This window comes from Phenylobacterium sp., from assembly GCF_036723115.1.
GTDB lineage: Bacteria > Pseudomonadota > Alphaproteobacteria > Caulobacterales > Caulobacteraceae > Phenylobacterium.
The window spans coordinates 1-22157 of sequence record NZ_DAIMHV010000030.1; the positions used below are offsets into that span (position 1 = coordinate 1).

Sequence of the window (22157 nt, forward strand, 5' to 3'; positions counted from 1 at the left end):
GTCGCCCCCCGCCCGGCGGAATAGGGGACCCGCGCCGCCCGTCCAGGAAAAAGGGCCCCTCGCCGGCTGGCGGGAGGCCCTTCGCCGTCAGAGAGCTGACGCGGCTGCTCAGGCGGCCGGCATGATCACGGTGTCGATCACATGGATCACGCCGTTGGACTGGTCGAGATCGGTGGCCGTCACCAGCGAGGTATTGCCCTGGGCGTCGGTGAGCTGCACCGCGCCATTGACCACCGAGGCGCGCAGTTCGCCGCCTTGGACGGTGGTCAGCGTGGCCGTGCCGCCGCCCGCCTCGATGGCGGCCAGGACGTCGGCGGCCTTCAGCTCGCCCGGCACCACATGATAGGTCAGGATGGCTGTCAGCTGGTCACGGGCGGTCGGCTGCAGCAGGCCGTCCACCGTGCCCGCGGGCAGCTTTTCGAAGGCCGCGTTGGTCGGCGCGAAGACCGTGAACGGACCGGGGCCCGAGAGAGTCTCGGTCAGGCCCGCAGCCTGGACGGCGGCCACCAGGGTGGTGTGGTCGGGCGAGGCCTGGGCCCCCTGGACAATGTTGGTTTCCGCGGCCGGAGCCGGGGCGGCCATGGCTTGCGCCTCGGCGGGCGGCGGAGTCTCCTGCGCCTGGCCGCAGGCCGCCAGGCCCAGCGAGAGCGCCACGGCGGAGGCGCCGGCGATGACGGTGGATTTCAGATCGGTCATGGGGTTCGTCCCTCGATTGGCGTCGCCTGGGGGGTGCGGCGACCTCGAAGCTACGCAGCCGCGCGACATCGGGACGCACCCGATCGGTCGAATTTCCGGATAGCCACCACAGGCTGCGTCCTTGTCGGTTGCGCACTGAGGGTCGGCGACCTAGGGTCCGCGCCTTTCTCAACTTCATCACGGGCGTCCGCCCATGCCGCAGATCCTGGTTCAGGACCTGGCCAAGACCTATCGCGTCGCCGAGCGCGATCCCGGCCTCATGGGCGCGGTCAAGGGCCTGTTTCATCGCCGCCACCGCACGGTGGACGCCCTCAAGGGGGTGAGCTTCAGCCTGGAGGCCGGCGAACTGCTGGGCTTCATCGGCCCCAATGGGGCGGGCAAGTCCACCACCATCAAGATCCTCTCGGGCATCCTGAAACCCGACTCCGGTCACGTGGAGGTCAATGGCCGCGTGCCCTTCGAGGATCGCATCGCCCATGTGGGCCAGATCGGCGTGGTGTTCGGCCAGCGCACCCAGCTGTGGTGGGACCTGCCGGTGGCCGAGGGCTTCGACCTCCTGGCCGACATCTACCGCGTGGCGCCGGCGCGCTACCGCACCACCCGCGACGAACTGATCGCCCTGCTCCGTCTGGAGCGGATTCTCGACCAGCCGGTGCGCCAGCTGTCGCTTGGCCAGCGCATGCGCGCCGAGATCGCCGCGGCCCTGCTGCATGAGCCCTCGGTGCTCTTTCTCGACGAGCCCACCATCGGCCTGGACGCGCCCTCCAAGCTCGCCGTCCGCGAGGTGATCCGCCGGCTGAACCGCGAGCGCGGCGTCACCGTCCTGCTGACCACCCACGACATGCACGACATCGAGGCCCTGGCCCAGCGGGTCATCGTCATCGGTAACGGCCAGGTCCTGGCCGATAGCCCGTTCGAGGCGCTGCGCGCCGGCGTCCTGGCCGAACGGCGCCTGTTCATCGACTTCGCCCACGACGCGCCCGACCTCGCCCTGGAGGGGGTGGTCGTGCGCAGCCGCGCCGGCGCGTCGCTGGAGCTGGCCTTCGATCCCGCCCGGACTCCGGCCCCGGCGCTGATCGCGGCGATCGCCGCCGAGCACGCCGTGGTGGACATCCATGTGGAGCAGCCGGCCATCGAAGAGGTCATCGCCCGCTTCTACGACCTGCACGGCGCCGGAGAGGCCTGACGCCGATGGACGCCGCCCGCCCCTATGCCGCGGCCTTCTCCAGCCGCTTCCTGCTGATGCTGCAGTACCGCGCCGCGGCCCTGGCGGGTTTCGCCACCCAGTGCTGGTGGGGCGGCATCAAGGTGATGATCTACGCGGCCTTCTTCGCCGCGGCGCCGGCCGCCGCGGCGGCCTCGCCGCTCACCCTGGTCCAGGTGATCACCTACACCTGGCTCGCCCAGGCCCTGCTGGCCATCACGCCCTGGAGCGCCGATCCCGAGGTGGCCCTGGCCGTGCGCACCGGCGCGGTGGCCCATGACCGGCTGCGGCCGGTGGACACCTACAGTCTCTGGTATGTGCGCGGCGGTGCCTGGATGGCCTCCCGCGCCGTGCCCCGCGCGGCCCTGATGTTCCTGGCCGCGGGCCTCGTCCTGCCCGTGATCGGCCTTTCGGACTGGGCCTGGAAGCCGCCGGAGAGCCTGGCGGCGAGCGCCTTCTTCGCCGCCTCCCTCGTCCTGGCCCTGGCGCTTTCCAGCGCCTTCCTGATGATCGTCAATGTGGTGGTGGCCGCCACCCTCACCGATCGCGGGGTCAATGTGCTGTTCAACGCCATGATCATCGTCTTTTCGGGTAATCTGCTGCCGCTGGCCCTCTATCCCGACTGGGCCCAGACCGCCCTGCTGATCCAGCCTTTCGCCGGCATGATGGACATTCCGTTGCGCCTCTATGTCGGGGGGCTGACGGGCGGCAGCGCCTGGGCGGGCCTCGGCCTCCAGGCCTTCTGGACGGTGGTGCTGGTGGCGGTCGGCCGGTGGGGGCTGGCCCGCGTCATGCGTCGCCTGGAAGTCCAGGGAGGCTGAGCCATGAACGATCTGCGCCTGCTCTGCCGCTATTTCGAGATCTCGATCCGCAGCCAGCTGGTCTATCCCGCCTCGGCGATCATGCTGGCCATCGGCGCCTTCGCCACCACCATCATCGACATGCTGGCGGCCTGGGCGCTCTTCGACCGCTTCGGCCAGGTCCAGGGGTGGGGGCTGGGCCACATCGCCGTCTTCTACGGCGTGGTCTCCACCAGCTTCGCCCTGGCTGACTTCATCACCCGGGGCTTCGACGTCTTCGGGACCGAGTTCGTCAAGACCGGCGCCTTCGACCGCATCCTCCTGCGGCCCAGGTCGCCCACCCTGCAGCTCATCGGCTACGAGTTCCGTCTCAGCCGCTTCGGCCGCCTGGCCCAGGCCCTGCTCGTCCTGTTCGTGGGGGCCGCTGTCGTGGGCGTGCAGTGGACCCCGGACAAGGTCCTGCTGCTGACCTGGACGATCCTGGGGGGCGTGGCCCTGTTCACCGGCCTCTTGGTGCTGCAGGCCAGCTTCGCCTTCTGGACCACCGAGAGCCTGGAGGTGTTCAACGTCCTGACCTATGGCGGCATCCAGGCCGCCCAATTCCCGCTCAGCCTCTATGCCGGCTGGTTCCGCAACTTCCTGATCTTCGTCGTGCCCTTAGGCTGCGTGGCCTATTATCCCGTGCTGGCCATCCTCGGTCAGCCCGACCCCCTCGGGGCGCCCGGCTGGTGGCTGCCGCTGGCGCCGGTCATGGGCTTCGCCTTCCTGGGCGCCAGCTTCCTCGCCTGGCGCGCCGGCATCGCCCGCTACACCTCGACGGGGAGTTGAGACCTTCTGGCGCGGAAGGGTGTTTTCGACTATATGACCATCTAGATGGTCAGGAGAAAACGATGAGCGCCGTGAGTCTGGCTGAGGCGAAAGCCCATCTCAGCGAGTTGGTGGACCGGGTGGAGGCTGGCGAGTCCATCGAGATCACCCGCCGCGGCAAGCGTGTCGCCCGGCTGACGACCACCGATCGTGCCCGCAAGGCGATCGATCTGGCCGCGCTCCAGGCGCTGACCCGTACCCTGCCCCCAGCCCCCCAGGACGCCGCCGACCTCGTCCGCACCCTGCGCGACGGCGAGCGCTATTGAACGCCTATATCGATACGTCGGTGATCATCGCGGCTCTGTCCAATGAGGCCGCAACGCCGCGGGCGCAGGCCTGGCTCGCCGAACAGAGCCCCGATGAACTGCTGATCAGCGACTGGACGGTGACAGAGGTTTCCTCCGCCCTGTCGATCAAGCTGCGGACTGGCCAGATCGACCTCGATCAGCGCGCAGCATCCCTGGCCCTATTCCGCCAGCTGGTCGCCGACAGCTTCATCCTGCTGCCGGTGACGAGCGCACAATTCCAGACGGCCGCGCGGTTCGTGGACCAGCACCAGCTCGGCCTCCGCGCCGGCGACGCCCTTCATCTGGCCTTGGCTTCAGACTCCGGCGCCATGGTCCACACCCTGGACCGCCGCCTGGCCCAGGCCGGGCCAGAGCTCGGCGTTCCCACCAAGCTTCTGGCCTGAGGCCTCCCCCTCCGTCATTCCCGGTTCTGTGACCGGACTCGCTCGAAACGCTCGCGCCCGCCAAGGGCCGGGATGCTCGCCACCAGGGCGGGCATGATGCAGGGAATGTGAGCCCGCGCCGTCAGGCTCAGCCGGATTTCACCACAAGGCGCCCAAAGGCCACCAAGACACAGCGCCAGGGCCACCTCGTCCTCGCCGACAACCTCCGCCCCGGCGGCGCGTTTGGGGCCGGCAGGAGGATCAACATGAAGCTGCTCGCCACCACCGCCCTCGCCGCCCTCGTCGCCACCGGCGCTGCGGCGCAGACGCCCGCGCCGCCCCATGCGCGCGGCTTGTCGCCCGACACGCCCTTGGTCAACATCACGACCGAGGGGCGCTCTGATCGGACGCCCGACCTCGTCATGTTCAACGCAGGGGTCGTGGCTCAGGGCGCCACGGCTGCCGCCGCCATGAGCGCCAATACCGCGCAGATGAACGCCGTGGTCGCCGCCCTGCGCAGCGCCGGCGTCGCCGAACGCGACATCCAGACATCCACGCTCAGCCTCCAGCCCACCTACCACTACCCTCCGCCGCCCCGCGACGGCGCGGCTGAGCCGGCGGTTCCCCGGCCGCCGACCATCATCGGCTATGAGGCGCGCAACACGGTCAGCGTGAAGCTGCGGCGGGTGGGAGAGATGGGCCGACTGATGGACGCCCTGGTTTCAGCCGGCGCCAACCAGGTGGACGGCCCCTATTTCAGCGTCGAGCAGCCGGACGCGGCGGCCGATGAGGCCCGCGCCGACGCCCTGCGCAAGGCTCGCGCCCGCGCGGAGCTCTATGCCCGTGAGTCCGGGTTTCGCACAGCCCGCCTGCTGACCATCAGCGAGGGGGGCGGATACTACCCGCTGCAGCGGGACCTGCAGTCCATCGTGGTGACCGGCGGCCGCGTTGGCGCGCAGATGGCGCCGCCTCCACCGCCGCCGCCTGTTCAGTCCGGAGAGGTGGCCGTGGGCGTCACCCTGTCTGTCCAGTTCGCCCTGGAGCGCTGAAGGCGAGCGCCCAACCGTCTCGGGCGGCGGGGCCGCCGGTCGAGACTCGATCACCCAGCCCACCCGGACCACGAAGGCGCTGCGCCGGGCGCGGCCCCTTCGTGTCCTTCGTGCGCTTCTTGGTGACCCCTCGATCTACTCCGCCGCCATCAGCACGCGACCGGCGGTGAAGGAGGTCTTCTCCGCCAGGGCGGCCTTGGCCGCCTCATATTCCTCGGCGAGCCTCGCCACCAGTTCGCCGGCGCCCAGGATCTCGTCGATGGCGCCGATGCCCTGGCCGCAGCCCCAGATGTCCTTCCAGGCCTTGGCCTTGGTGTTGCCGCCAGAGCCGAAGTTCATCTTGGACGGGTCGGCTTCCGGCAGATTGTCGGGGTCGAGCCCCGCGGCGATGATGGAAGGCCGCAGATAGTTGCCGTGCACCCCGGTGAAGAGGTTCGAATAGACGATGTCCTCGCCGGAGCTGTCGACGATCATGTCCTTGTAGCCCTGGGCGGCGTTGGCCTCCTTGGTCGCGATGAAGGCCGAGCCGATATAGGCCAGGTCCGCCCCCATGGCCTGGGCGCCCAGGATGGCCGCGCCATTGGCGATGGCGCCCGAGAGCGCGATGGGGCCGTCGAACCAGGTGCGCAGTTCCTGGATCAGGGCGAAGGGCGACAGCGCCCCGGCATGGCCGCCGGCCCCGGCCGCCACAGGGATCAGGCCGTCGGCGCCTTTCTCCACCGCCTTGCGGGCGAAGCGGTCATTGATGATGTCGTGCATGATGATGCCGCCATAGGCGTGCACCGCCTGGTTCACATCCTCCCGCGCCCCCAGCGAGGTGATGATGATCGGAACCTTGTACTTGGCCGCCATCTCCACATCGTGCTCCAGCCGGTCGTTGGTCTTGTGCACGATTTGGTTGACGGCGAAGGGCGCCGAGGGCCGGTCAGGGTTCTTGGCGTCCCAGTCGGCCAGTTCCTCGGTGATCTGGGCAAGCCATTCGTCCAGCTGGCTGGCCGGCCGGGCGTTCAGCGCCGGGAAGGAGCCGACGATGCCGGCCTTGCACTGGGCGATCACCAGGTCGGGATTGGAGATGATGAACAGCGGCGAGGCGATCACCGGCAGGCGCAGGCGGTCACGGAGGATGGGCGGCAGGGCCATGGGCGATTCCTTCTTGGGCGCGCGATTGTTGTTTACGTTGTAAGCGCAAAGTCGTCGACCAAGCAAGAACCCTCCCCCGCTGCCGGGGGAGGGTCTGTTCCTGTCGTGCTTGTCGCCGTCCTAGACGGGCGGCGGACCGCCCGCCTCACGCTCGGCCTTGCGGGTCCAGCGTTCCAGCAGGCGGTGGGCGGTTTCCCGTCCGCCGAAGCCGAAGGCGATGGCCGCGGCCACCGCCGCCGAGCCCAGGATCAGGCCGAAGGCCAGGATCACGATCTCATCGGCGATGCCCATGAAGCGCAGACCCATGGCGGTGGCCAGGGCGATGGTGGCCCAGCGCACGATGGTCGCGGCGAAGCCGCCGGCCCCGCCGGTGGAGCGGTCGATCATCCGGGCCAGGAAGTTGCCCAGCAGCACGCCGATGGTGATGATCACCCCGCCGAACAGGACCTGGGCGCCCAGGCGCACCACCTCTTCCAGCATATGGGCGATGGCCAGGAAGGAGAGCAGCCGCGCGGCCTCGATGGCCGAGAACAGCATGATGGCCGCAAGCACCAGGCGGGCGACCACCTTGGACGGCGTCAGGCCCATGGGCGGAGCGGCCGGCGCCAGCGGATCAACCGCCGGCCCCGCCGGCGGCATGGCCGGGGGAATGGAGGACGCCGCCGTGGGAGAAGCCTGACCCACCGACCACAGGCCCTGGAGGCTGCGGTCGAAGCCGAGGGAGGGCAGGATCTGCTCCACCAGGCTCGCCACCCACCGGCCGATGACGAAGGCGATGGCCAGGACGATGGCCGCGGCCAGCACCCGCGGAATGGCGTCCAGCACCACGGCCAGCACGGCCACGGCCGGGGCGGAGATGGCGGCGATGCCCAGCTGCTCCAGAGCCGCGATGGTCACCGGGATGATGATCAGGACGAAGACCAGCAGGCCCGCGGTGCGGCCCAGGTTCGCCGCCCCGGTCAGGCGTCCGAGACCGGCGCGCTCCAGCCACAGATCGACCCGGGCGGCGCCGAGCGCGGCCTCCACCACGCGCCGCGCCAGAGTGGCCACCACCAGGCCCACGAAGAAGATGACGGCGGCGCCGATCAGGTTCGGCACATAGGCCAGCACGCCCATGGTCAGGGCGTTGAGCGGACCGACCACGCCGGTGAGCTGCAGGACGCTGAGGGCGGCGATCACGCCGATGAGCAGCACCAGCCAGTAGCCCAGCTGACCCAGCTGATAGCCCAGGGTCTCCTTGGGCGGACGCTCGCGATTGTGGCTGGCCGCGCCCGGAAACCGGTCGATCAGCTTGGCCATGCCCCACTGGACGGCCTTGGCGACGAAATGCGCCACCACGATGATCAGCAGCGCCGCCAGTATCCGTGGCCCCCAGAAGGCCAGCAGATCCCCGGCGCGATATAGGTGAATGTTGTCCATGCGACTCCCCAGTGCAGTTTGACCCTGGGACAACAAACCGCCTGGCTTGGCCGTTCCCAGAAACTGGATCAGGGCGCCGTCGCGGCGCCCTTGACGCTGGCGCGGACGGCGGCTCATCACAGGGGCGATGGTTCAGACCGATGCTCTCTCCGTGACCTTCGCGCCGGCGTCCGCTGAGGACTGGCGCGCCCTGGTGGCCAAGACTCTGGGCGACAAGCCCATGGAAGGCCTCGCCTCCCAGACGGTGGAGGGGTTGGCTATCGCCCCCCTCTATGAGACCGGCCCCTGGCCGCCCGCGCCCACCCGGCCCTTCGACGCCGAGCGCGCCTGGGACGTGCGGGTGGAGGTGCGCCATCCGCAAGCCGCCGCCGCCCGCGCCCAAGTGTTCGAAGCGCTCGAGGGCGGGGCGGCCTCGATCCTGCTGCGGCTGGATCCGACCGGTGAAACCGGCGCGGCGGTGGGATCGCCTGAGGCCCTGGCCGCCCTGCTGGACGGGGTGATCCTCGAGGCTGCGCCTGTGGCCCTGGACGCCGGATTCCTGGGGGTGGCCGCCGCCGACTGGCTGAGCGCCGCGGCCAAGGCGTCCCCGGGCGCCCTGCTGCAGTTCCACCTGGACCCGCTCAGCGCCTTCGCCCGCGCGGGCGAGAGCCCCGGCCCCATCGAAGCGCATCTGTTCGCCGCCGCCGGCGCCGGCGCCCGCCTGGCCCAGGCCTATCCCAAGGCTCAGCTCTTCCTGGCCTCAGGCCAGGTGTCCCACGAGGCAGGCGCGGGCGAATCCTTCGAGTTGGCCTTCGCCCTGGCCGCCGCCCTGGCCTACGCCAAGGCCCTGGTGCGGGCGGGGCTCGCCCTGGAGGAGGCCTTCGGCCGCATCACCCTGGGCCTGGCCGCCGAGGCCGACTACTTCCTGACCATCGCCAAGCTGCGGGCCGCCCGCCTGGCCTGGGGGCGGATGACGCAGGCCTGCGGGGTCACGGTTCCGGCGCGGATCGAGGCCCGTTCCTCGGCCCGGATGCTCACCCGACGCGATCCCTGGACCAACATGCTGCGCCTGACCGCCGCGGGCTTCGGGGCGGCCGTGGGCGGCGCCGACGCCGTCGTCCTGGGCTGCTTCACCGACCCCCTGGGCCATCCGGCCGACCTCGCCCGCCGCCAGAGCCGCAACACCCAGCTCGTCCTGATGGAGGAGGCCCACATCGGCCGGGTGGCCGACCCTGCGGCCGGCGCCGGCTATGTGGAGGCCCTGAGCGATCAGATCGCCCGGGCCGCCTGGTCGGCCTTCCAGGTGATCGAGGGCATGGGCGGCGTCGTCACGGCCCTCACCAGCGGCCACGTGGCCGCCGAGGTGGAGAGCGCGCGGACCGCCCGCGCGGCGGCGGGTCCGCCGAAGATCGTCGGCGTCACCGCCTTTCCCCCCGCCAAGGATGAGCCGGTGGAGCTGGAGACCGCCGAAGCCGCCCCGGTGGACGCCCCCTCCCCGCGCCTACCCGGACCGGACGGCCGCTGCCCGCCGCTTTCGCCCCTCCGCATCGCCGAGCCGTTTGAGAGCGAGGCCGCCCAATGAGCGCCTTTCCCGACTTCACCGCCGTCGCCTTTGACGGCCCGGCCGCCGCCGCCGCCGCCGCGCCTGCGGGAGACCCCTGGACTACGCCCGAGGGGATCGCCGTGCGCCCGGCCTATGGGCCCGCCGATCTGCAGGACCTGAGCGGCCTGGACAGCTATCCAGGCCTGGCTCCCTTCCTGCGGGGGCCCTATCCGACCATGTACGCCACCAATCCGTGGACCATCCGCCAGTATGCGGGCTTCTCCACGGCCGAGGATTCCAACGCCTTCTACCGGCGCAACCTGGCCGCCGGTCAGAAGGGTCTGTCGGTGGCCTTCGACCTGGCCACCCACCGGGGCTATGATTCCGACCACCCGCGCGTGCCCGGCGATGTCGGCATGGCCGGGGTGGCCATCGACTCCATTCTGGACATGCGCACCCTGTTCGACGGCATCCCGCTGGACGAGATGAGCGTCTCCATGACCATGAATGGCGCGGTTCTGCCGGTCATGGCTCTCTACATCGTGGCGGCGGAGGAACAGGGCGTGCCGACGGCCAAGCTGTCGGGCACCATCCAGAACGACATCCTCAAGGAGTTCCTGGTCCGGAACACCTACATCTATCCGCCCGCCCCTTCGATGCGGATCATTTCCGACATCTTTTCATATACTTCAACGGAGATGCCGAGGTTCAACTCGATCTCCATCTCCGGCTATCACATCCAGGAGGCCGGGGCGACGCTGGACCTGGAACTGGCCTATACCCTGGCCGACGGGATCGAATATGTCCGCGCTGGCGTCGCGGCGGGCATGAGCGTCGACAAGTTCGCCCCGCGCCTGTCCTTCTTCTGGAATGCGGGCATGAACGCCTTCATGGAGATCGCCAAGCAGCGCGCCGGCCGCCTGCTCTGGGCCGAGCTGATGAAGGCCCATTTCGATCCCAAGGACTCCCGCTCGCTCTCGCTGCGCGCCCACACCCAGACCAGCGGCTGGAGCCTGGCGGCCCAGGACGTCTTCAACAATGTCGCGCGCACCTGCGTGGAGGCCATGGCCGCCACGGGGGGGCAGACCCAGAGCCTGCACACCAACTCCCTGGACGAGGCGCTCGCCCTTCCCACCGACTTCTCCGCCCGCATCGCCCGCAACACCCAGCTCTTCCTGCAGCTGGAGAGCGGCCAGACCCGGGTCATCGACCCCTGGGGCGGCTCCTACTATGTGGAGCGCCTCACCGCCGACCTCGCCGCCCGCGCCCTGGAGCACATCGCCGAGGTGGAGGCCCTGGGCGGCATGGCCCGCGCCATCGAGGACGGCCTGCCCAAGCGCCGCATCGAGGAGGCCAGCGCCCGCACCCAGGCGCGCATCGACTCCGGCCAGCAGAGCGTGGTGGGGGTCAATCGCTACAAGCCCCGGGGGGTGGACGAGATCCCCGTGCTCAAGGTGGACAATTCCGCCGTCCGTCAGCGCCAGGCGGAGAAGCTCGCCCGCCTGAGGGCCGAACGCGACCCTCGCGCGGTGGAGGCGGCCCTGACCGCGCTCACCCACGGCGCGGCCGGGAACGGCAACCTGCTGGCCCTGTCGGTTGACGCCGCCCGCGCCAAGGCCACGGTGGGGGAGATCAGCGACGCCCTGGAAAAGGTCTTCGGCCGGCACAAGGCCGCCGCCGACGCCGTGCGCGGGGTCTATCTTCGCGAGGCCGGCCAGACCCCGGCGGCGGCCCGCGCCCGCCAGATGGTGGAGGCCTTCACCGCCGCCGACGGCCGCGCGCCCAAGGTGATGATCGCCAAGATGGGCCAGGACGGCCACGACCGCGGCCAGAAGGTGGTGGCCTCGGCCTTCTCCGACCTGGGCTTCCAGGTGGAGATCGGCGACCTCTTCCAGACCCCGGCCGAGGCCGCCGCCCAGGCGGTGGCGGAGAATGTCCATGTGGTGGGCGCCAGTTCGCTGGCCGCCGGTCACCTGACCCTGGTGCCCGAACTGAAGACCGAGCTCGCCCGTCTGGGCCGTCCAGACATCCTGGTGATCGTCGGCGGCGTCATCCCGCCGGAGGACTTCCAGGCCCTGCGCGACATGGGCGTCGCAGCCATCTTCCCGCCGGGCACAGTCATCCCAGAAAGCGCCATCGAGGTGCTCGAACGGATGAACGAGGAACTCGGCTACGCCCAGCTGAACGCGGCGCCGGGGTGAGCGGTCAGAAGCCGTTCAGCCGGCCGGCGAAATCAAGCCCCAGCCGGCTGTCGTAGGCGCGCCAGGCCAGGGTGACGAGCACGGCCCAGAGCACGCTGAAGAGTGAGCCGACGAGGAAATATTCAGCGTTCAGCTTCTCCTCCAGGTCCTTGAAGCGGGCCACGCTCTTCAGCGCCACCACGGCGACCAGCACCTCCCAAGCGCCTGCGAGAAGGCCCCCGGCGATGGCCAGCCGCTCCAGATGGCCGATCACCCGGCCCGCGCGCGGCGTCTTCGTCGATCTGTCCTCGGCCGTCTCATCCGCGCTGCGCGCGGCGCGCAGGCCGCTCCACCTCAGGAGAAGCTGGCAGGCGAGGTTGCCGCCCCAGGTCAGCAGCAGCAGCGCCACGGCCGACGCCGAGAGGCTGTGGAGCCAAGGGGCGTTCATGCCGCCGCCAGGCCCAGAGTCCGGTCGAAGCGACCGGCCATGGCCGCCAGCGCGGCCCACTGCCGGGTATAGAGATCGAACCGGCCCGCTCGACGGATCTTGTAGAGGGTCTGCACCGACATGCCTAAGCGTTGTGCGAGCGAGACGGCCGTCTCCACCTGCGACGCCAGGACCACCTCTTGCTGCCTTGGCGTCCAGCCGGCCTCAATCTCGGTCAGGCTGGCGCCCACCGCCTCCAAGAGGCCCTGAAGTTCCGGCTCGGCCAACAGTTCGAACCGGTAGGCGTTGGGGTCACGCTTGTCGTCCAGGCGGCGTCGCGCGTCAGCCAGCCCCGGGCCCATCATGTTCCAGGCCGCTATTCGGTTCACGGGCGTCTGCAGACGTGCGACCCCGAGGACGAAGCGACACTCCAATCCCGAAACGAGCAGAGCTGCGCGAAGGTCACGGATAAGCGCAAGTCCGCCCTCCAGCGTATCGCAGAGCCCCTGGAACTCGTCGCCCAGCGTGATGGTCAGGGGGGAGACGATGGCCCGCGCATGACGCTGGTTCGCCTCGCTCACGACGATGTTGAACCGCTGGTGCAGGGCGTCGATATGGGTCGCGCGCTCGCTGGACACCAGATCGCCCATCACCACCGCATGGGTCACGCGGGGCAAGGCGTCCAACAGGGTCTCAAGGGCCGCGGCCATGGCGCCAGCCTATAACGGGACAGGATCGGATGGTAGCCCAAATCAGGGCTACCTCCGAGAGATATCCCAAAAAAGGGCGAATTCCGTCCCCTAACCCCATCGCCGGCGCGCCAGCGCCAGGGTCGCGGCCAGGGCGCAGCCGGCGGCGATGCCGGCGATCAGGTCGTGGGCCAGGGTGAGGATCAGGGTGACGCCCATGACGGCGAAGCCGGCTCGGTCGGCCCGCGCCAGGTGGGCGATCTCGGCCTTCTCCACCATGTTCCAGGCCACCACGGCCAGCAGCCCGGCCAGGGCCGCCAGGGGGACATAGGCCGCCAAGGGGGCCGCGACCACCATGAAGCCCAACAGATAGAGGGCGTGCAGCATGCCGGCCACCGGAGTGCGGGCGCCGGCGCGCACATTGGTGGCGGTTCGCGCGATGGTCCCGGTCACCGGCAGGCCGCCGACGAGGGCCGCGCCCATATTGGCGATTCCCTGGGCCACCAGCTCCATGTTCGACCGGTGCCGCCGCCCGGTCATGCCGTCGGCCACCACCGCCGAGAGCAGGCTCTCGATGGCCCCCAGCAGGGTGAAGGCCAGGGCCGCGGGCAGGACAGCGGCCACCTTGGCCAGGGCCAGGTCCGGCAGGTGCGGGCTCGGCAGACCGCGGGGAATGGCCCCGAACTGCGAGCCGATGGTGGCCACCGGCAAGGCCAGGGCATAGGTCAGGACCGACGCCGCCGTCACCGCGATGAGCAGGGCCGGCCAGGCCGGGCGCCAGCGGCGGATCGCCAGGATCAAGGCCACGACCCCGGACGCCACCAGGGCGGCCGTCGGGGTGGCCGTGGGCAGGGCTGAGGCCAGGGCGGCGAGCTTGGGTCCGAAGGCCGCCGGCTCCGGCCCGGCCAGGGAGAGCCCCAGGAAGGCTGTGACCTGGCTGGCCAGGATCACCGCGGCGATGCCGGCGGTGAAGCCGACGGTGATGGGGGCGGGGATCAGGCGCACCAGGGCGCCCAGGCGCAAGGCTCCGCCCACCGTCAACATCAGGCCCGAAAGGAAGGTGGCCAGCACCAGCCCCTCCACCCCATGGGCCTGCACCGTGGCGGCCACCAGGACGATGAAGGCGCCCGCGGGGCCGCCGATCTGAAAGCGGCTGCCGCCCAAGGCCGACACGAGGAAGCCGCCGATGATGGCCGTATAGAGCCCCCGCTCCGGCCCCACCCCCGAGGCGATGGCGATGGCCATGGACAGCGGCAGGGCGACGATGGCCACCGTCAGGCCGGCCACCGCATCGGCCCGCAGGTCGCTGGGCCCATAACCCGCCCGCAGCAGGGTCAGGAGCTTGGGCTGATAGAGGTCCGGCGCCTTAGGCAGGTCCGTCATGGCGTTTTGGGGTCAGGGCGGCAGGGCGGCCGTCGTCTCCCGCCCTATAGCGGCTCGCCCGCCGGCTGCGCCAATCAGACCTGATGTCAGATCTTTACACGCCCGCGACCCTTGGCCTCCCGCCGCCGACGGCGGTCCCAGCTGTCGGGCAGGACCGACGGGCCGTGGCGGGCCTCGATATCCTTCTGCAGGGCCTTGGCCGCCATCAGGTGACCGGGGAACAGGGTGTCCACCGTCCAGCCGACGATGGGCACAGTGGAACTGGCGGAGTCCACGGCCAGATAGGCGGCCATGCGTCCCAGGGTGACGATGGAGGCGCCGGCCTTCAGACCCTGGAACAGCAACAGCGCGCCGGCGCCCACGCTGTAGACCGTGCCGGCCACCGGCGCCCAGGCCAGTATGCCGTCCAGGCCCAGGCCAAACGGGCCGACGCCCACCAGCCGATCCGACAGGCGCTTGATCCGCTCCGCCGCCCGCCAGGCTTCATGCGCGCTTTCCTTGGAGACCGCCATGAGCGCCTAACGCCTCTTCGCTTCACAAGCTCCGCCGGACGGGAACCTCATCCCAGGAACACCACCCGGCGGCGCTCCTTGCCCTCCTTGATGCGGGCCAGGATCTCCCGGTACTCCGGAGTCGAGGTCACATCCTTGCGGGCGCCTTCGAAATAGATGGTCTCTTCCATGTGCTTGAGCATCAGGTCGGCCGCCCATTTGTGGCCGGAGAAGAGCATGTCGGCGAGCTTGCCCAGCCCCCCCGGCACCGGGGCGATGCCGATGGCCAGATCGGCCAGCAGCACCATCGCCGCCTCCAGCAGCACCATGGGCGCGCACCGCGCCCGCAGCCCGTCCAGCAAGAGGACCAACCCGGCGCCGAAGCTGTAGAGCCCGCCGGCCCAGGGGATCCAGGTCAGCAGGCCGTCCAGGCCGACCCCCACGGGGCCGATCTTGATGACATTGTCCGACAGCCGCTTGGTCCGCTCGATGCTGGCGCGGATGTTGTGCAGATCAATGTGTGATCGGGCGAAGATCATGCGGCCCCCCGGCGGCGAGAAGCGCCACTGTGAACCATGCACGGTCAAGCTTGAAGAGATGACGACGCCTTTTCGCGCAATGGGGGCCAAGCCCCGGCGCCGCCCTCGCCCGGCGCGCGATTCCGCATCGCAGGCGACACAGATTAACCTTATGACTCCCCCATGGCCCGCGAACCCGACATCCTGATCGTCACCACCGACTTCATCGAAGGCCGTCCCGTGCGACAGCACCTGGGCATGGTGTCGTCCCAGGCGATCCTGGGCGCCAATGTGGTTCTCGACCTCATGGCCGCCCTGCGCGACTTCTTCGGCGGGCGATCCAAAAGCTATGAGCGGGTGCTGGCGAGGGCGCGGGCCGACGCCCTGGAGGGCCTGGCCCGGGAGGCTCGCGAGATCGGAGCCAACGCCGTGATCGGCGTCGACCTGGACTACCACGCCATCGGCCCCAATGGTCAGATGCTCATGGTGGCGGTCAACGGCTCGGCGGTGGTGCTTTAGAAACCTTGTCAGGACCCGCCTCCACCTCGCAGCCCTGAATGGGCTCAGCCTCCTCCGCGCGCGTCCCCGCTTCCCTTTACAGAGAGCAACCGCAACCTATGTATCGCGAATGTCGATACACGGGGTTCGCCATGCGCGTTCATGTCAAGAAGTGGGGCAATAGCGCCTCGGTCCGCATCCCGGCGCCGGTGATGGAAGCCGCGGCGCTCCGCATCGATCAAGCCGTCGATGTGCGAGAAGAGGGCGGGCGGGTGATCATCGAGCCGGTCGCAGCCGCCAGCTACGATCTCGACGACATGCTGGCGAAGTTGACCCCCGACACCTTTCCGGAGGACATCGACTTCGGCGGCCCCGTGGGTGAGGAGGCTTGGTGAGCCGCTATGTTCCCGATCGTGGCGACATCGTCTGGCTCCAGTTCGATCCGCAGGCGGGCCACGAGCAAGCCGGGCATCGTCTCGCCCTGGTGCTGTCGCCAGCCCGCTACAACGCGGCCAGGGGCATGTTGATCTGTTGTCCGATGACATCGCGGATCAAGGGCTATCCGTTCGAGGTCGTGGTCACCGAGGATCCGCCAAGCGCGGTGTTGGCCGACCAGATCAAGAGCCTCGACTGGCGTGCGCGCCACGCCACACGAAAGGCGAAGGCGCCGCCCGAGGTGGTCGCCGAAGTCCAAGGAAAGATCAGCGCGCTGATCGGAACCTGAGGGCTTGGGAACCGTCGCCGCGGGCCGGCCGCGGGGCATAGAGACTCATCCTCAGGCCGGCAGGAGGATCTGCTGGGCGCTGGCTTCGGCGATCAATCGGTCCTCCGCCTGGATGAAGCGGGCGCGAACGCTGATCAGCTGTCTTGTGTGGGCGATGACTTCGGCGCGGATGAAGACCGGCGCATCGCGGCCCACGCGATAATAGGACACATTGAGCTGGGTGGTTCGATAGGTGCGGTCGTCGGGAACCACCGTCATCGCCGCAAAGGCCAGGGCCTGATCGGCGAGGGCTGCGATGTAACCTCCGAACAGAGACCCGTCGGCGGTGGCGAGCGCTGGATCAGGCCGCCAGGTCTTTTCGATCCAGCCCTCTCCCCAGGCGTCCAGCAGGCCGAGCTTCAACTGCTCGACGATGGGGGGCGTCGGGCCCTGCCCCGACACAATCTCTTCAAGGCGCGCTTTCGCCCAACCCATGATGCTCTCCTGGCTTCAGATGGCTCGGCTCAGGCTAGTGTGGACGGCGCTCGGGCCTTACTCGGCTTAGGACTTGCGGCCGCCCGGCGCGGGGAGATCTGATAAACCCATGGAAATGTTGCGAAAGCCGCCTCTCCAGGATCGCGCCCAGGTCACAGTCGACACAATTCTCGAAGCTGCGGCTCAGCTTCTGGAGCTGCGCGGCGAGGTGGGATTCAACACCAACGCCGTGGCCGAGCGGGCGGGTGTCAGCATCGGGACCCTCTATCGCTATTTCCCCGACAAGCAGGCGCTGATGCTCGCCCTGGCCGATCGGGAGAGCCATCTTCACGGCGAGGAGATTCAGCGCCTGCTGGCCGCCAGGCCGGCGGACATGGCGCTGGACCGGGCCTTGATCCGCGCCTTCATCGGCGCCTTCGCCGGCCGCAGGCAGGCCCGCAGGATCGCCATGGCCCACTGGTTCGCCCACGCCCCGCCCGAGGCCCTGGCCGGGCGCTACACAGCCTTGGCCCGCGCGCTCTGCACCCTCGACGAAGGCCTCACGCCCCTTCGCGCCTTCGTCCTGACCCGAAGCCTGCATGGGGTTCTGCGCGCCGCGGTGCTGGAGGACGGAGACCTCCTGACCGACCCGGCCTTCGAAGACGAAGTCGTCCGCCTGTCCCGCGCCTATCTGGCCGCCGCCCCGTCACCTTGAGCGCCGCCTTGGAAGCGCCGGCTTCACTTGAGGTTTGGCGCCGCCGCGCGGGGGGCTCGACGGCGCGCGGGGTTTCCCGGGAAGACCTACAGCCGCCCCTCGGCGATCAGTTTCGCAAGGGCCTCATCAACCCTGGTTTGCCAGCCCGCCCCGGTGGAACGTAGGTGACTGAGCACCGCGGGCCGAAGCCGGATGCTCACCGGCTCCTTAGGCTCCTCGGCCTTCGGCCGCCCAGGCGCCCGCCTGGCGCTTTGCATGAAGGCCGCGCCCAAGGCCTCGCCTGCTGGCCGAGCGCGCGCGAAGAACGCGTCATCAAGCTCCGGAGACTCTGCGTCGATCATCTCAGGATTGGGTCACTTGGGCATATTTCCTGGCCTCTCTCCTGTTCGCCTTCCGGAAGCTGATGACGCGAATGCCGCCATGGGTCCTCGTAAACACCAGCACGAACAGGCGACACCAACCGCGGCGTCAGAGTGCGACCTCAGCCCGCCGCGGGCCTCACATCATGTCGCCGGCCGCGGCGTCCAGCAGCAGGAAGACCCGGCCGGCGTCGGAGGCCAGCAGGGTGGCCACCATGAAGCCTTCCTGGTCGCGGTCCACCGCCTCTTCCAGCATGCCGCGATAGCGCGCCAGATAGGCGCCGGCCTCGGCCTTCAGCCCGTCGTCGGTGAAGAGGCGTCGGGTCAGGCGGCGGGTGGCGGCCGGGGCCAGCCGGCGGACCACCTGGCGGGCGCCTTCCAGGTCGCCGGTCTGGACAGCGGCGCCGATCTCCTCGATCCGCCCGCGGGGCAGGAGCGCGCCGGGGTCGATGCCCATCTCGACGATGTCGGCCAACAGGGCCGCCTCCCGCCGCTCATCGGTGGGCCGGGCTCTCGCCTGCGGGGTGTCGATGGACGCCAGCAGGTCCTTCCAGGTCAGGCCGTCGCCCTCCTCGGGCGCCTCGGGCTCGGCGGCGGCCGGCGGGCCGCCAGCGGCCTCGAACAGGTTGGAGAATTCCTCATCCGTGGCCGTGGGCGTCAGGCGCAGGCGCGGACGCAGGCCCGCCTCCTGGGCGCTCAGCCGTCGCTCCTCCCGAGGCGCGCGCTCCGACAGCTCCAGCGGCTCGTCCAGGGGCGAAGGCGGCGAACGCGGCTCCTCCCGCCGGGGCGGCTCGCGATAGGTGGGCGGCCGCAAGCCCGTCTCGCGGCTCGTCTCGCGCGGCGCAGGCTCGCGCGCCAGGGGGCGGCGCTCCCGGGACGGGGTCGGCGGCAGGCCCGCGCCCGTGGCCAGGCCCTGGCTGGCGGTGGTGGCCACCGAGCCCATCAGACGCACCGCTTCGCTGAGCATCTCGTAATTTCGGCTGACGCGCTCCTGGAAGGCCGCGTCGATGGCCTGGGTCTCTTCCGCTGCCTGACGGGCCTGGTCGAGCAGACCTTCGATGTTCTCGGCCACGGCCTCGCGCACGGCCCGGGCCTGGCGCTCGGCGCTGGCGGGCAGTTCGGCGGTGCGGGCGTCCAGCTCGGCGAACAGGTCCTGAAGATCCTGCAGGGTCTGGCGGGCGGCGGCGGCGCCGGCCTCCAGCTTGCGGGCGGTCAGGGCGCCGGCCTCATCCACCAGGCTGGCGGAGCGCTCGATCAGGGCGCGCGCCTCCTCCAGGCGGCCTTCGAACACCTGGTCGGCCTTCTGACCGGCGGCGAAGGCGGCTTCGGACAGCTGGTCCACCTGCTGGCGGGCGGCCTGGCCATGGCGTTCGGCCGCCGCGCGGGTCTCCTCTGCGGCGTCCAGCAGGGCGGTGATGGCCGCCCGGGTCTCGCGCTCCAGACGCGCCCGCTCCTCCGCGGCCATGTCTGACAGCTCGCCCCAGGACTGGCGGATGGACTGGCCGAAGGCGTCCCGTTCGCCGTGGGCGGCCTCGGCCAGATCGCGGAACTGCTCGCTGGCCTCGGCCACGAGGTCGCGCAGCACCTGGGCCCCGCGCATGGCCCGGTCGCCCATCTCCACGGCCGACAGCCGCGCCTCCGACAGGAATTCCGAGAGCTTGGCCGTGTGGGTCTCGGCCTCGGCGGCGAAGGATTCCTGGTCGGCGCGCAAGCCATGCGCCAGGGCCACCAGGGCCGCCCTCTGCTGGGACAGCCCCGTCTCGGCCGCGCCCACCTGCTCGGCCACGCCTGCGCCGGCGGTCTCCAGCCGGGCGATCTGGCGGGTGAGGTCCTCGGCCGCCACGCGGGCCACATCGCTGGTCTCCCCGGCGGCGGCGGCCAGATCGGCGGCGCGGGCGGCCAGCGAGGCCTCGGCCTCCCTCAACTGCGTTTCCGCCAGGTCGGAGGCCTCAGCCACCATGCGTGCCTGGCGGGTGATGGCGTCGATGACGGCGGTGGACTGGGCGTCCAGACCCTGGGCCAGCGCCTGCATCTGGCCGCGCTCATCCGATAGCGCCCGGGTCAGGCCCTCGGCCGTGCGGGCGGAGCTGGCGGCGGCGGCCACCAGCTGCTCGGTCTCGGCGGCCAGGGCCGCACGCAGGGCCAGCAGGGTCTCACGCGCCTCCTGCGCGGCCTCGCCGGCGCGGACGATCTCCTCGCGCACCCCCTGGGCCACGTCTCCCGCCCGACCGGCGGCCAGCAGGGCGGGCGTCAGCATCTCGTCGGCCATGGCCTGGGCGCGCCGGGCCTCGGCCGCCAGCTTCTGCCCCTCGCGCACCGCATAGGCGGCCACCCAGACCAGCACCGCCGGCGCGATGGCCAGGAGGGCGAAGACCCCCAGGGCGAAGACGTCGTTCTGGAAGGGCACCACCTCCCCGCGATAGCCCCAGGCATAGGCGATGGGGGCCAGCGCCCACAGGGCCGACAGCGCCGCAGCGCCGCCATAGACGGGCCAGGCCGGGGGCGCGGCGTGGGCCTTGCGGGCTTCGCGCGCGGCGCGCATCTCGTCCAGGCTGGCCGTGGTCGCCACCTCGCCGCGGGGGGCGGTCACATGGCCTTTGGAGGCCGGGTCGGCCAATCGGATGGCGTCATCCCCCGCCAGTTCGCCGCCAAGCCTCAGCGGGTCGGAGCCTGCCGCGGGCTCGCCCGGCGCCTCGGCCAGATCGAGATCATCATCGGGCGGCAGGTCCAGCGCCGAGGGGGCCTGCGCCTCGTCCGGCTCGACCCCGGTGTCGGGTGACGTCTCGGCCGCAGCCTCGTGCGCGCCCTCCTGCGGGCCGTCGCCGAGGTTTCGGAAATCAAACGGCTGGCGCCGGTTCCTGATCTTCATCTACGGCCCTGCACAAGCGGCCAACACGCCCCGCGCGCGCCTCTGAGGGACCAAGGTTCGGTCCGCGCGCCTCATAACGCAACGATTATCGCTGATCGGACGAACCGCAAAGGCTGTCGGCGGCATTTCCCGCCGGGGCGTGACGATTGGCCCTGCTCCTCCCCCATCGGGCAGACGGGCAGTCGGCCGGTCTGCGGCGCTCTAGACCCGCGCCACGAAGCTCGTGGGCGCAGAATCCGGACAGGGCGCGCCTGTCGTGGCCACCCCATGGACCATGGGCGCCGGCCGGGTGCGCGCGACCTTGCGCTCCACCGCAGCCGGGCGCTCCAGCTGCTGTGGTTCGATCACCACGCCGAAATGCGAATAGGCCGCCGCGGTGGAGTGCATCACCACGGTGGCCACGATCTCTGTCAGGGATTGCATCGGATCCTCTCCCGTCACCGATACGACTCTTTGGTCACGCTTATCGGCCAGCCTCGGCCCGGCCGCAACACGGCGGAAGATGAAACTTCGTTCATCCAACGCCGTGTCACTGAGGGCCTGCGCCTAGTACCTTCGGCAGACCACGTCGCGCAGGACGTTGGTGGGCCCGGTATAGCGCCCGGCCCCGTCCACCGCCTGCTGCGCGCGCTGGCTGGAGTCATGATAGGCCGCGCTCCCCAGGCCCTGGGACCGGCAGAAGGCGTTAGCCGAGTCCGAACCGGCGGCGATGTCGTAGCCGTCATAGGTCGGATAGGGGAAGAAGACCGAGCGGACGCCCTCGGTGGGCCGGTACTGGTTGGGACCGCTCCAGCCCCCGCCGCCCGGCCGCCAGCCGCCGCCGCTGGGAGGCGGGCCAAAGCCGCCGCCGCCCGCATAGGCCTGGAGCGAGGTGATCCGCTCCCCCATGCCCAGGGTGTTCATGTTGGGCACGTCGCCGTTCACATCCTGGCAGCGGCCCCGATAGTCGGAATCCTCGCAGATGCGCCAGCGCCCCTGGAAGCGACCGCTCATGGCCTTGTCGTTGAAGTCCCGCGGCAGGTTGGTGGCGAAGCCGTAGATGGTGGTCTGGCGCCCCTGGAAGTTGGGCTGGTCGTAGAGCACCGCCGAGGGCTGGCGCCCGCCCCCATAGTTCTGGGCCACGGCCGCGCCCGCGGTCACGGCCAGGATCGCCGCAGCCGCGGCAAGCATCGTCTTCATCCGGAAAACCCCTCAGCAACATCCCTCGGCCTGCAACCTAGAGCATTCGTCGGCGATGTGGATGGTCCGAGACCGGAAAAGTCGCCGGTAGCAGCGCGGCCCTCATCGAACGGCGCTTTGCGACGGCGCGCGGCGAGCGCATACTGGCTCGCAACCTAAGCGGAGGCGGGGATGGGCGTCGTTTTAGGACAGGCTGTCATATTCATTCAGGTCGCCGACCGCGCGCGCGGTCTGGGCTTCTATCGCGACACCCTAGGAGCTGTGGACACTTAACGCAGCCATAGGACGATGGCGGCGAGTGTGAC

At 70.3% G+C, this 22157-nt stretch carries 25 protein-coding genes; 12 read left to right on the top strand and 13 right to left on the bottom strand.

The annotated features are described in order from the left end of the window. Positions 1 to 108 precede the first annotated feature (108 nt). Positions 109 to 696, bottom strand: a complete 588-nt coding sequence (locus tag V7D28_RS05315) for a fasciclin domain-containing protein (protein ID WP_333586324.1) — start codon at positions 694 to 696, stop codon at positions 109 to 111. 259 nt (positions 697 to 955) lie between these two features. On the opposite strand from V7D28_RS05315, the gene V7D28_RS05320 reads away from it, so the two are divergent. The 6 genes from V7D28_RS05320 (at position 956) to V7D28_RS05345 (ending at position 5286) form a co-directional block, all read left to right on the top strand. Continuing rightward, entirely contained in the window at positions 956 to 1882 is a 927-nt protein-coding gene (locus V7D28_RS05320; protein ID WP_442957897.1) for an ABC transporter ATP-binding protein, read from the top strand. Between the two features lie 5 nt (positions 1883 to 1887). Then, positions 1888 to 2721: an ABC transporter permease gene (locus tag V7D28_RS05325; RefSeq protein WP_333586326.1), complete on the top strand. Its 834-nt coding sequence runs from the start codon at positions 1888 to 1890 to the stop codon at positions 2719 to 2721. Between the two features lie 3 nt (positions 2722 to 2724). Beyond that, on the top strand, positions 2725 to 3528 hold the full coding sequence (locus V7D28_RS05330) for an ABC transporter permease (protein ID WP_333586327.1): 804 nt from the start codon (positions 2725 to 2727) through the stop codon (positions 3526 to 3528). A 62-nt stretch (positions 3529 to 3590) separates the two neighbouring features. Continuing rightward, positions 3591 to 3833, top strand: coding sequence for a type II toxin-antitoxin system Phd/YefM family antitoxin (locus tag V7D28_RS05335; protein WP_333586328.1), 243 nt, complete (start codon positions 3591 to 3593; stop codon positions 3831 to 3833). Next, the gene (locus V7D28_RS05340; protein ID WP_333586329.1) at positions 3830 to 4258 is read left to right on the top strand and encodes a type II toxin-antitoxin system VapC family toxin; all 429 of its coding nucleotides are present in this window, start codon (positions 3830 to 3832) and stop codon (positions 4256 to 4258) included. The genes V7D28_RS05335 and V7D28_RS05340 overlap by 4 nt, the downstream gene beginning before the upstream one ends. A 245-nt stretch (positions 4259 to 4503) precedes the next feature. Further along, on the top strand, positions 4504 to 5286 hold the full coding sequence (locus V7D28_RS05345; RefSeq protein ID WP_333586330.1) for an SIMPL domain-containing protein: 783 nt from the start codon (positions 4504 to 4506) through the stop codon (positions 5284 to 5286). A gap of 135 nt (positions 5287 to 5421) precedes the next feature. On the opposite strand, the gene V7D28_RS05350 is transcribed toward V7D28_RS05345, so the two are convergent. Further along, positions 5422 to 6426 (bottom strand): NAD(P)H-dependent flavin oxidoreductase, encoded by a 1005-nt coding sequence (locus V7D28_RS05350; protein ID WP_333586331.1) that lies wholly within the window; start codon positions 6424 to 6426, stop codon positions 5422 to 5424. Between the two features lie 120 nt (positions 6427 to 6546). Then, a complete protein-coding gene (locus tag V7D28_RS05355; RefSeq protein WP_333586332.1) occupies positions 6547 to 7845 on the bottom strand; it encodes a mechanosensitive ion channel in 1299 nt (432 codons plus the stop codon). A gap of 127 nt (positions 7846 to 7972) precedes the next feature. Here V7D28_RS05355 and V7D28_RS05360 point away from each other — a divergent pair, with 127 nt between their 5' ends. Next, positions 7973 to 9406, top strand: coding sequence for a methylmalonyl-CoA mutase family protein (locus tag V7D28_RS05360; protein WP_333586333.1), 1434 nt, complete (start codon positions 7973 to 7975; stop codon positions 9404 to 9406). Next, on the top strand, positions 9403 to 11568 hold the full coding sequence (gene scpA, locus V7D28_RS05365; RefSeq protein ID WP_333586334.1) for a methylmalonyl-CoA mutase: 2166 nt from the start codon (positions 9403 to 9405) through the stop codon (positions 11566 to 11568). The genes V7D28_RS05360 and scpA overlap by 4 nt, the downstream gene beginning before the upstream one ends. Before the next feature lie 4 nt (positions 11569 to 11572). Here scpA and V7D28_RS05370 read toward each other — a convergent pair whose 3' ends face one another. From V7D28_RS05370 to V7D28_RS05390, 5 genes are all read right to left on the bottom strand, one after another. After that, complete coding sequence (locus V7D28_RS05370) at positions 11573 to 11995, bottom strand: hypothetical protein (protein ID WP_333586335.1); 423 nt, start codon at positions 11993 to 11995, stop codon at positions 11573 to 11575. Further along, on the bottom strand, positions 11992 to 12684 hold the full coding sequence (locus V7D28_RS05375; RefSeq protein ID WP_333586336.1) for a SatD family protein: 693 nt from the start codon (positions 12682 to 12684) through the stop codon (positions 11992 to 11994). Before V7D28_RS05375 ends, V7D28_RS05370 begins: the two co-directional genes overlap by 4 nt. Before the next feature lie 90 nt (positions 12685 to 12774). Further along, on the bottom strand, positions 12775 to 14046 hold the full coding sequence (locus V7D28_RS05380) for a SulP family inorganic anion transporter (protein WP_333586337.1): 1272 nt from the start codon (positions 14044 to 14046) through the stop codon (positions 12775 to 12777). Between the two features lie 86 nt (positions 14047 to 14132). Continuing rightward, the gene (locus tag V7D28_RS05385; RefSeq protein ID WP_333586338.1) at positions 14133 to 14558 is read right to left on the bottom strand and encodes a DUF4112 domain-containing protein; all 426 of its coding nucleotides are present in this window, start codon (positions 14556 to 14558) and stop codon (positions 14133 to 14135) included. A gap of 47 nt (positions 14559 to 14605) precedes the next feature. Further along, the gene (locus tag V7D28_RS05390; protein WP_333586339.1) at positions 14606 to 15076 is read right to left on the bottom strand and encodes a DUF4112 domain-containing protein; all 471 of its coding nucleotides are present in this window, start codon (positions 15074 to 15076) and stop codon (positions 14606 to 14608) included. 162 nt (positions 15077 to 15238) lie between these two features. Here V7D28_RS05390 and V7D28_RS05395 point away from each other — a divergent pair, with 162 nt between their 5' ends. From V7D28_RS05395 to mazF, 3 genes are all read left to right on the top strand, one after another. Next, on the top strand, positions 15239 to 15574 hold the full coding sequence (locus tag V7D28_RS05395) for a YbjQ family protein (protein ID WP_333586340.1): 336 nt from the start codon (positions 15239 to 15241) through the stop codon (positions 15572 to 15574). Positions 15575 to 15705: 131 nt separating this feature from the next. Continuing rightward, positions 15706 to 15948, top strand: a complete 243-nt coding sequence (locus V7D28_RS05400) for an AbrB/MazE/SpoVT family DNA-binding domain-containing protein (RefSeq protein ID WP_333586341.1) — start codon at positions 15706 to 15708, stop codon at positions 15946 to 15948. Further along, on the top strand, positions 15945 to 16277 hold the full coding sequence (mazF, locus tag V7D28_RS05405) for an endoribonuclease MazF (RefSeq protein ID WP_333586342.1): 333 nt from the start codon (positions 15945 to 15947) through the stop codon (positions 16275 to 16277). Before V7D28_RS05400 ends, mazF begins: the two co-directional genes overlap by 4 nt. Positions 16278 to 16328: 51 nt before the next feature. Here the strand turns inward: mazF and V7D28_RS05410 are convergent, their stop codons facing one another. Beyond that, positions 16329 to 16751: a PaaI family thioesterase gene (locus V7D28_RS05410; RefSeq protein ID WP_333586343.1), complete on the bottom strand. Its 423-nt coding sequence runs from the start codon at positions 16749 to 16751 to the stop codon at positions 16329 to 16331. A 109-nt stretch (positions 16752 to 16860) separates the two neighbouring features. Here V7D28_RS05410 and V7D28_RS05415 point away from each other — a divergent pair, with 109 nt between their 5' ends. Beyond that, positions 16861 to 17445, top strand: a complete 585-nt coding sequence (locus tag V7D28_RS05415; protein ID WP_333586344.1) for a TetR/AcrR family transcriptional regulator — start codon at positions 16861 to 16863, stop codon at positions 17443 to 17445. A gap of 86 nt (positions 17446 to 17531) precedes the next feature. Here the strand turns inward: V7D28_RS05415 and V7D28_RS15310 are convergent, their stop codons facing one another. From V7D28_RS15310 to V7D28_RS05430, 4 genes are all read right to left on the bottom strand, one after another. Continuing rightward, positions 17532 to 17786, bottom strand: a complete 255-nt coding sequence (locus V7D28_RS15310) for a BrnA antitoxin family protein (RefSeq protein WP_442957896.1) — start codon at positions 17784 to 17786, stop codon at positions 17532 to 17534. A gap of 157 nt (positions 17787 to 17943) precedes the next feature. After that, on the bottom strand, positions 17944 to 20673 hold the full coding sequence (locus V7D28_RS05420; protein WP_333586345.1) for a polar localization protein TipN: 2730 nt from the start codon (positions 20671 to 20673) through the stop codon (positions 17944 to 17946). A gap of 201 nt (positions 20674 to 20874) precedes the next feature. After that, positions 20875 to 21096 (bottom strand): hypothetical protein, encoded by a 222-nt coding sequence (locus tag V7D28_RS05425; RefSeq protein ID WP_333586346.1) that lies wholly within the window; start codon positions 21094 to 21096, stop codon positions 20875 to 20877. Positions 21097 to 21219: 123 nt separating this feature from the next. After that, positions 21220 to 21852, bottom strand: a complete 633-nt coding sequence (locus V7D28_RS05430) for a beta/gamma crystallin-related protein (RefSeq protein WP_333586347.1) — start codon at positions 21850 to 21852, stop codon at positions 21220 to 21222. Between the last annotated feature and the right edge of the window lie 305 nt (positions 21853 to 22157).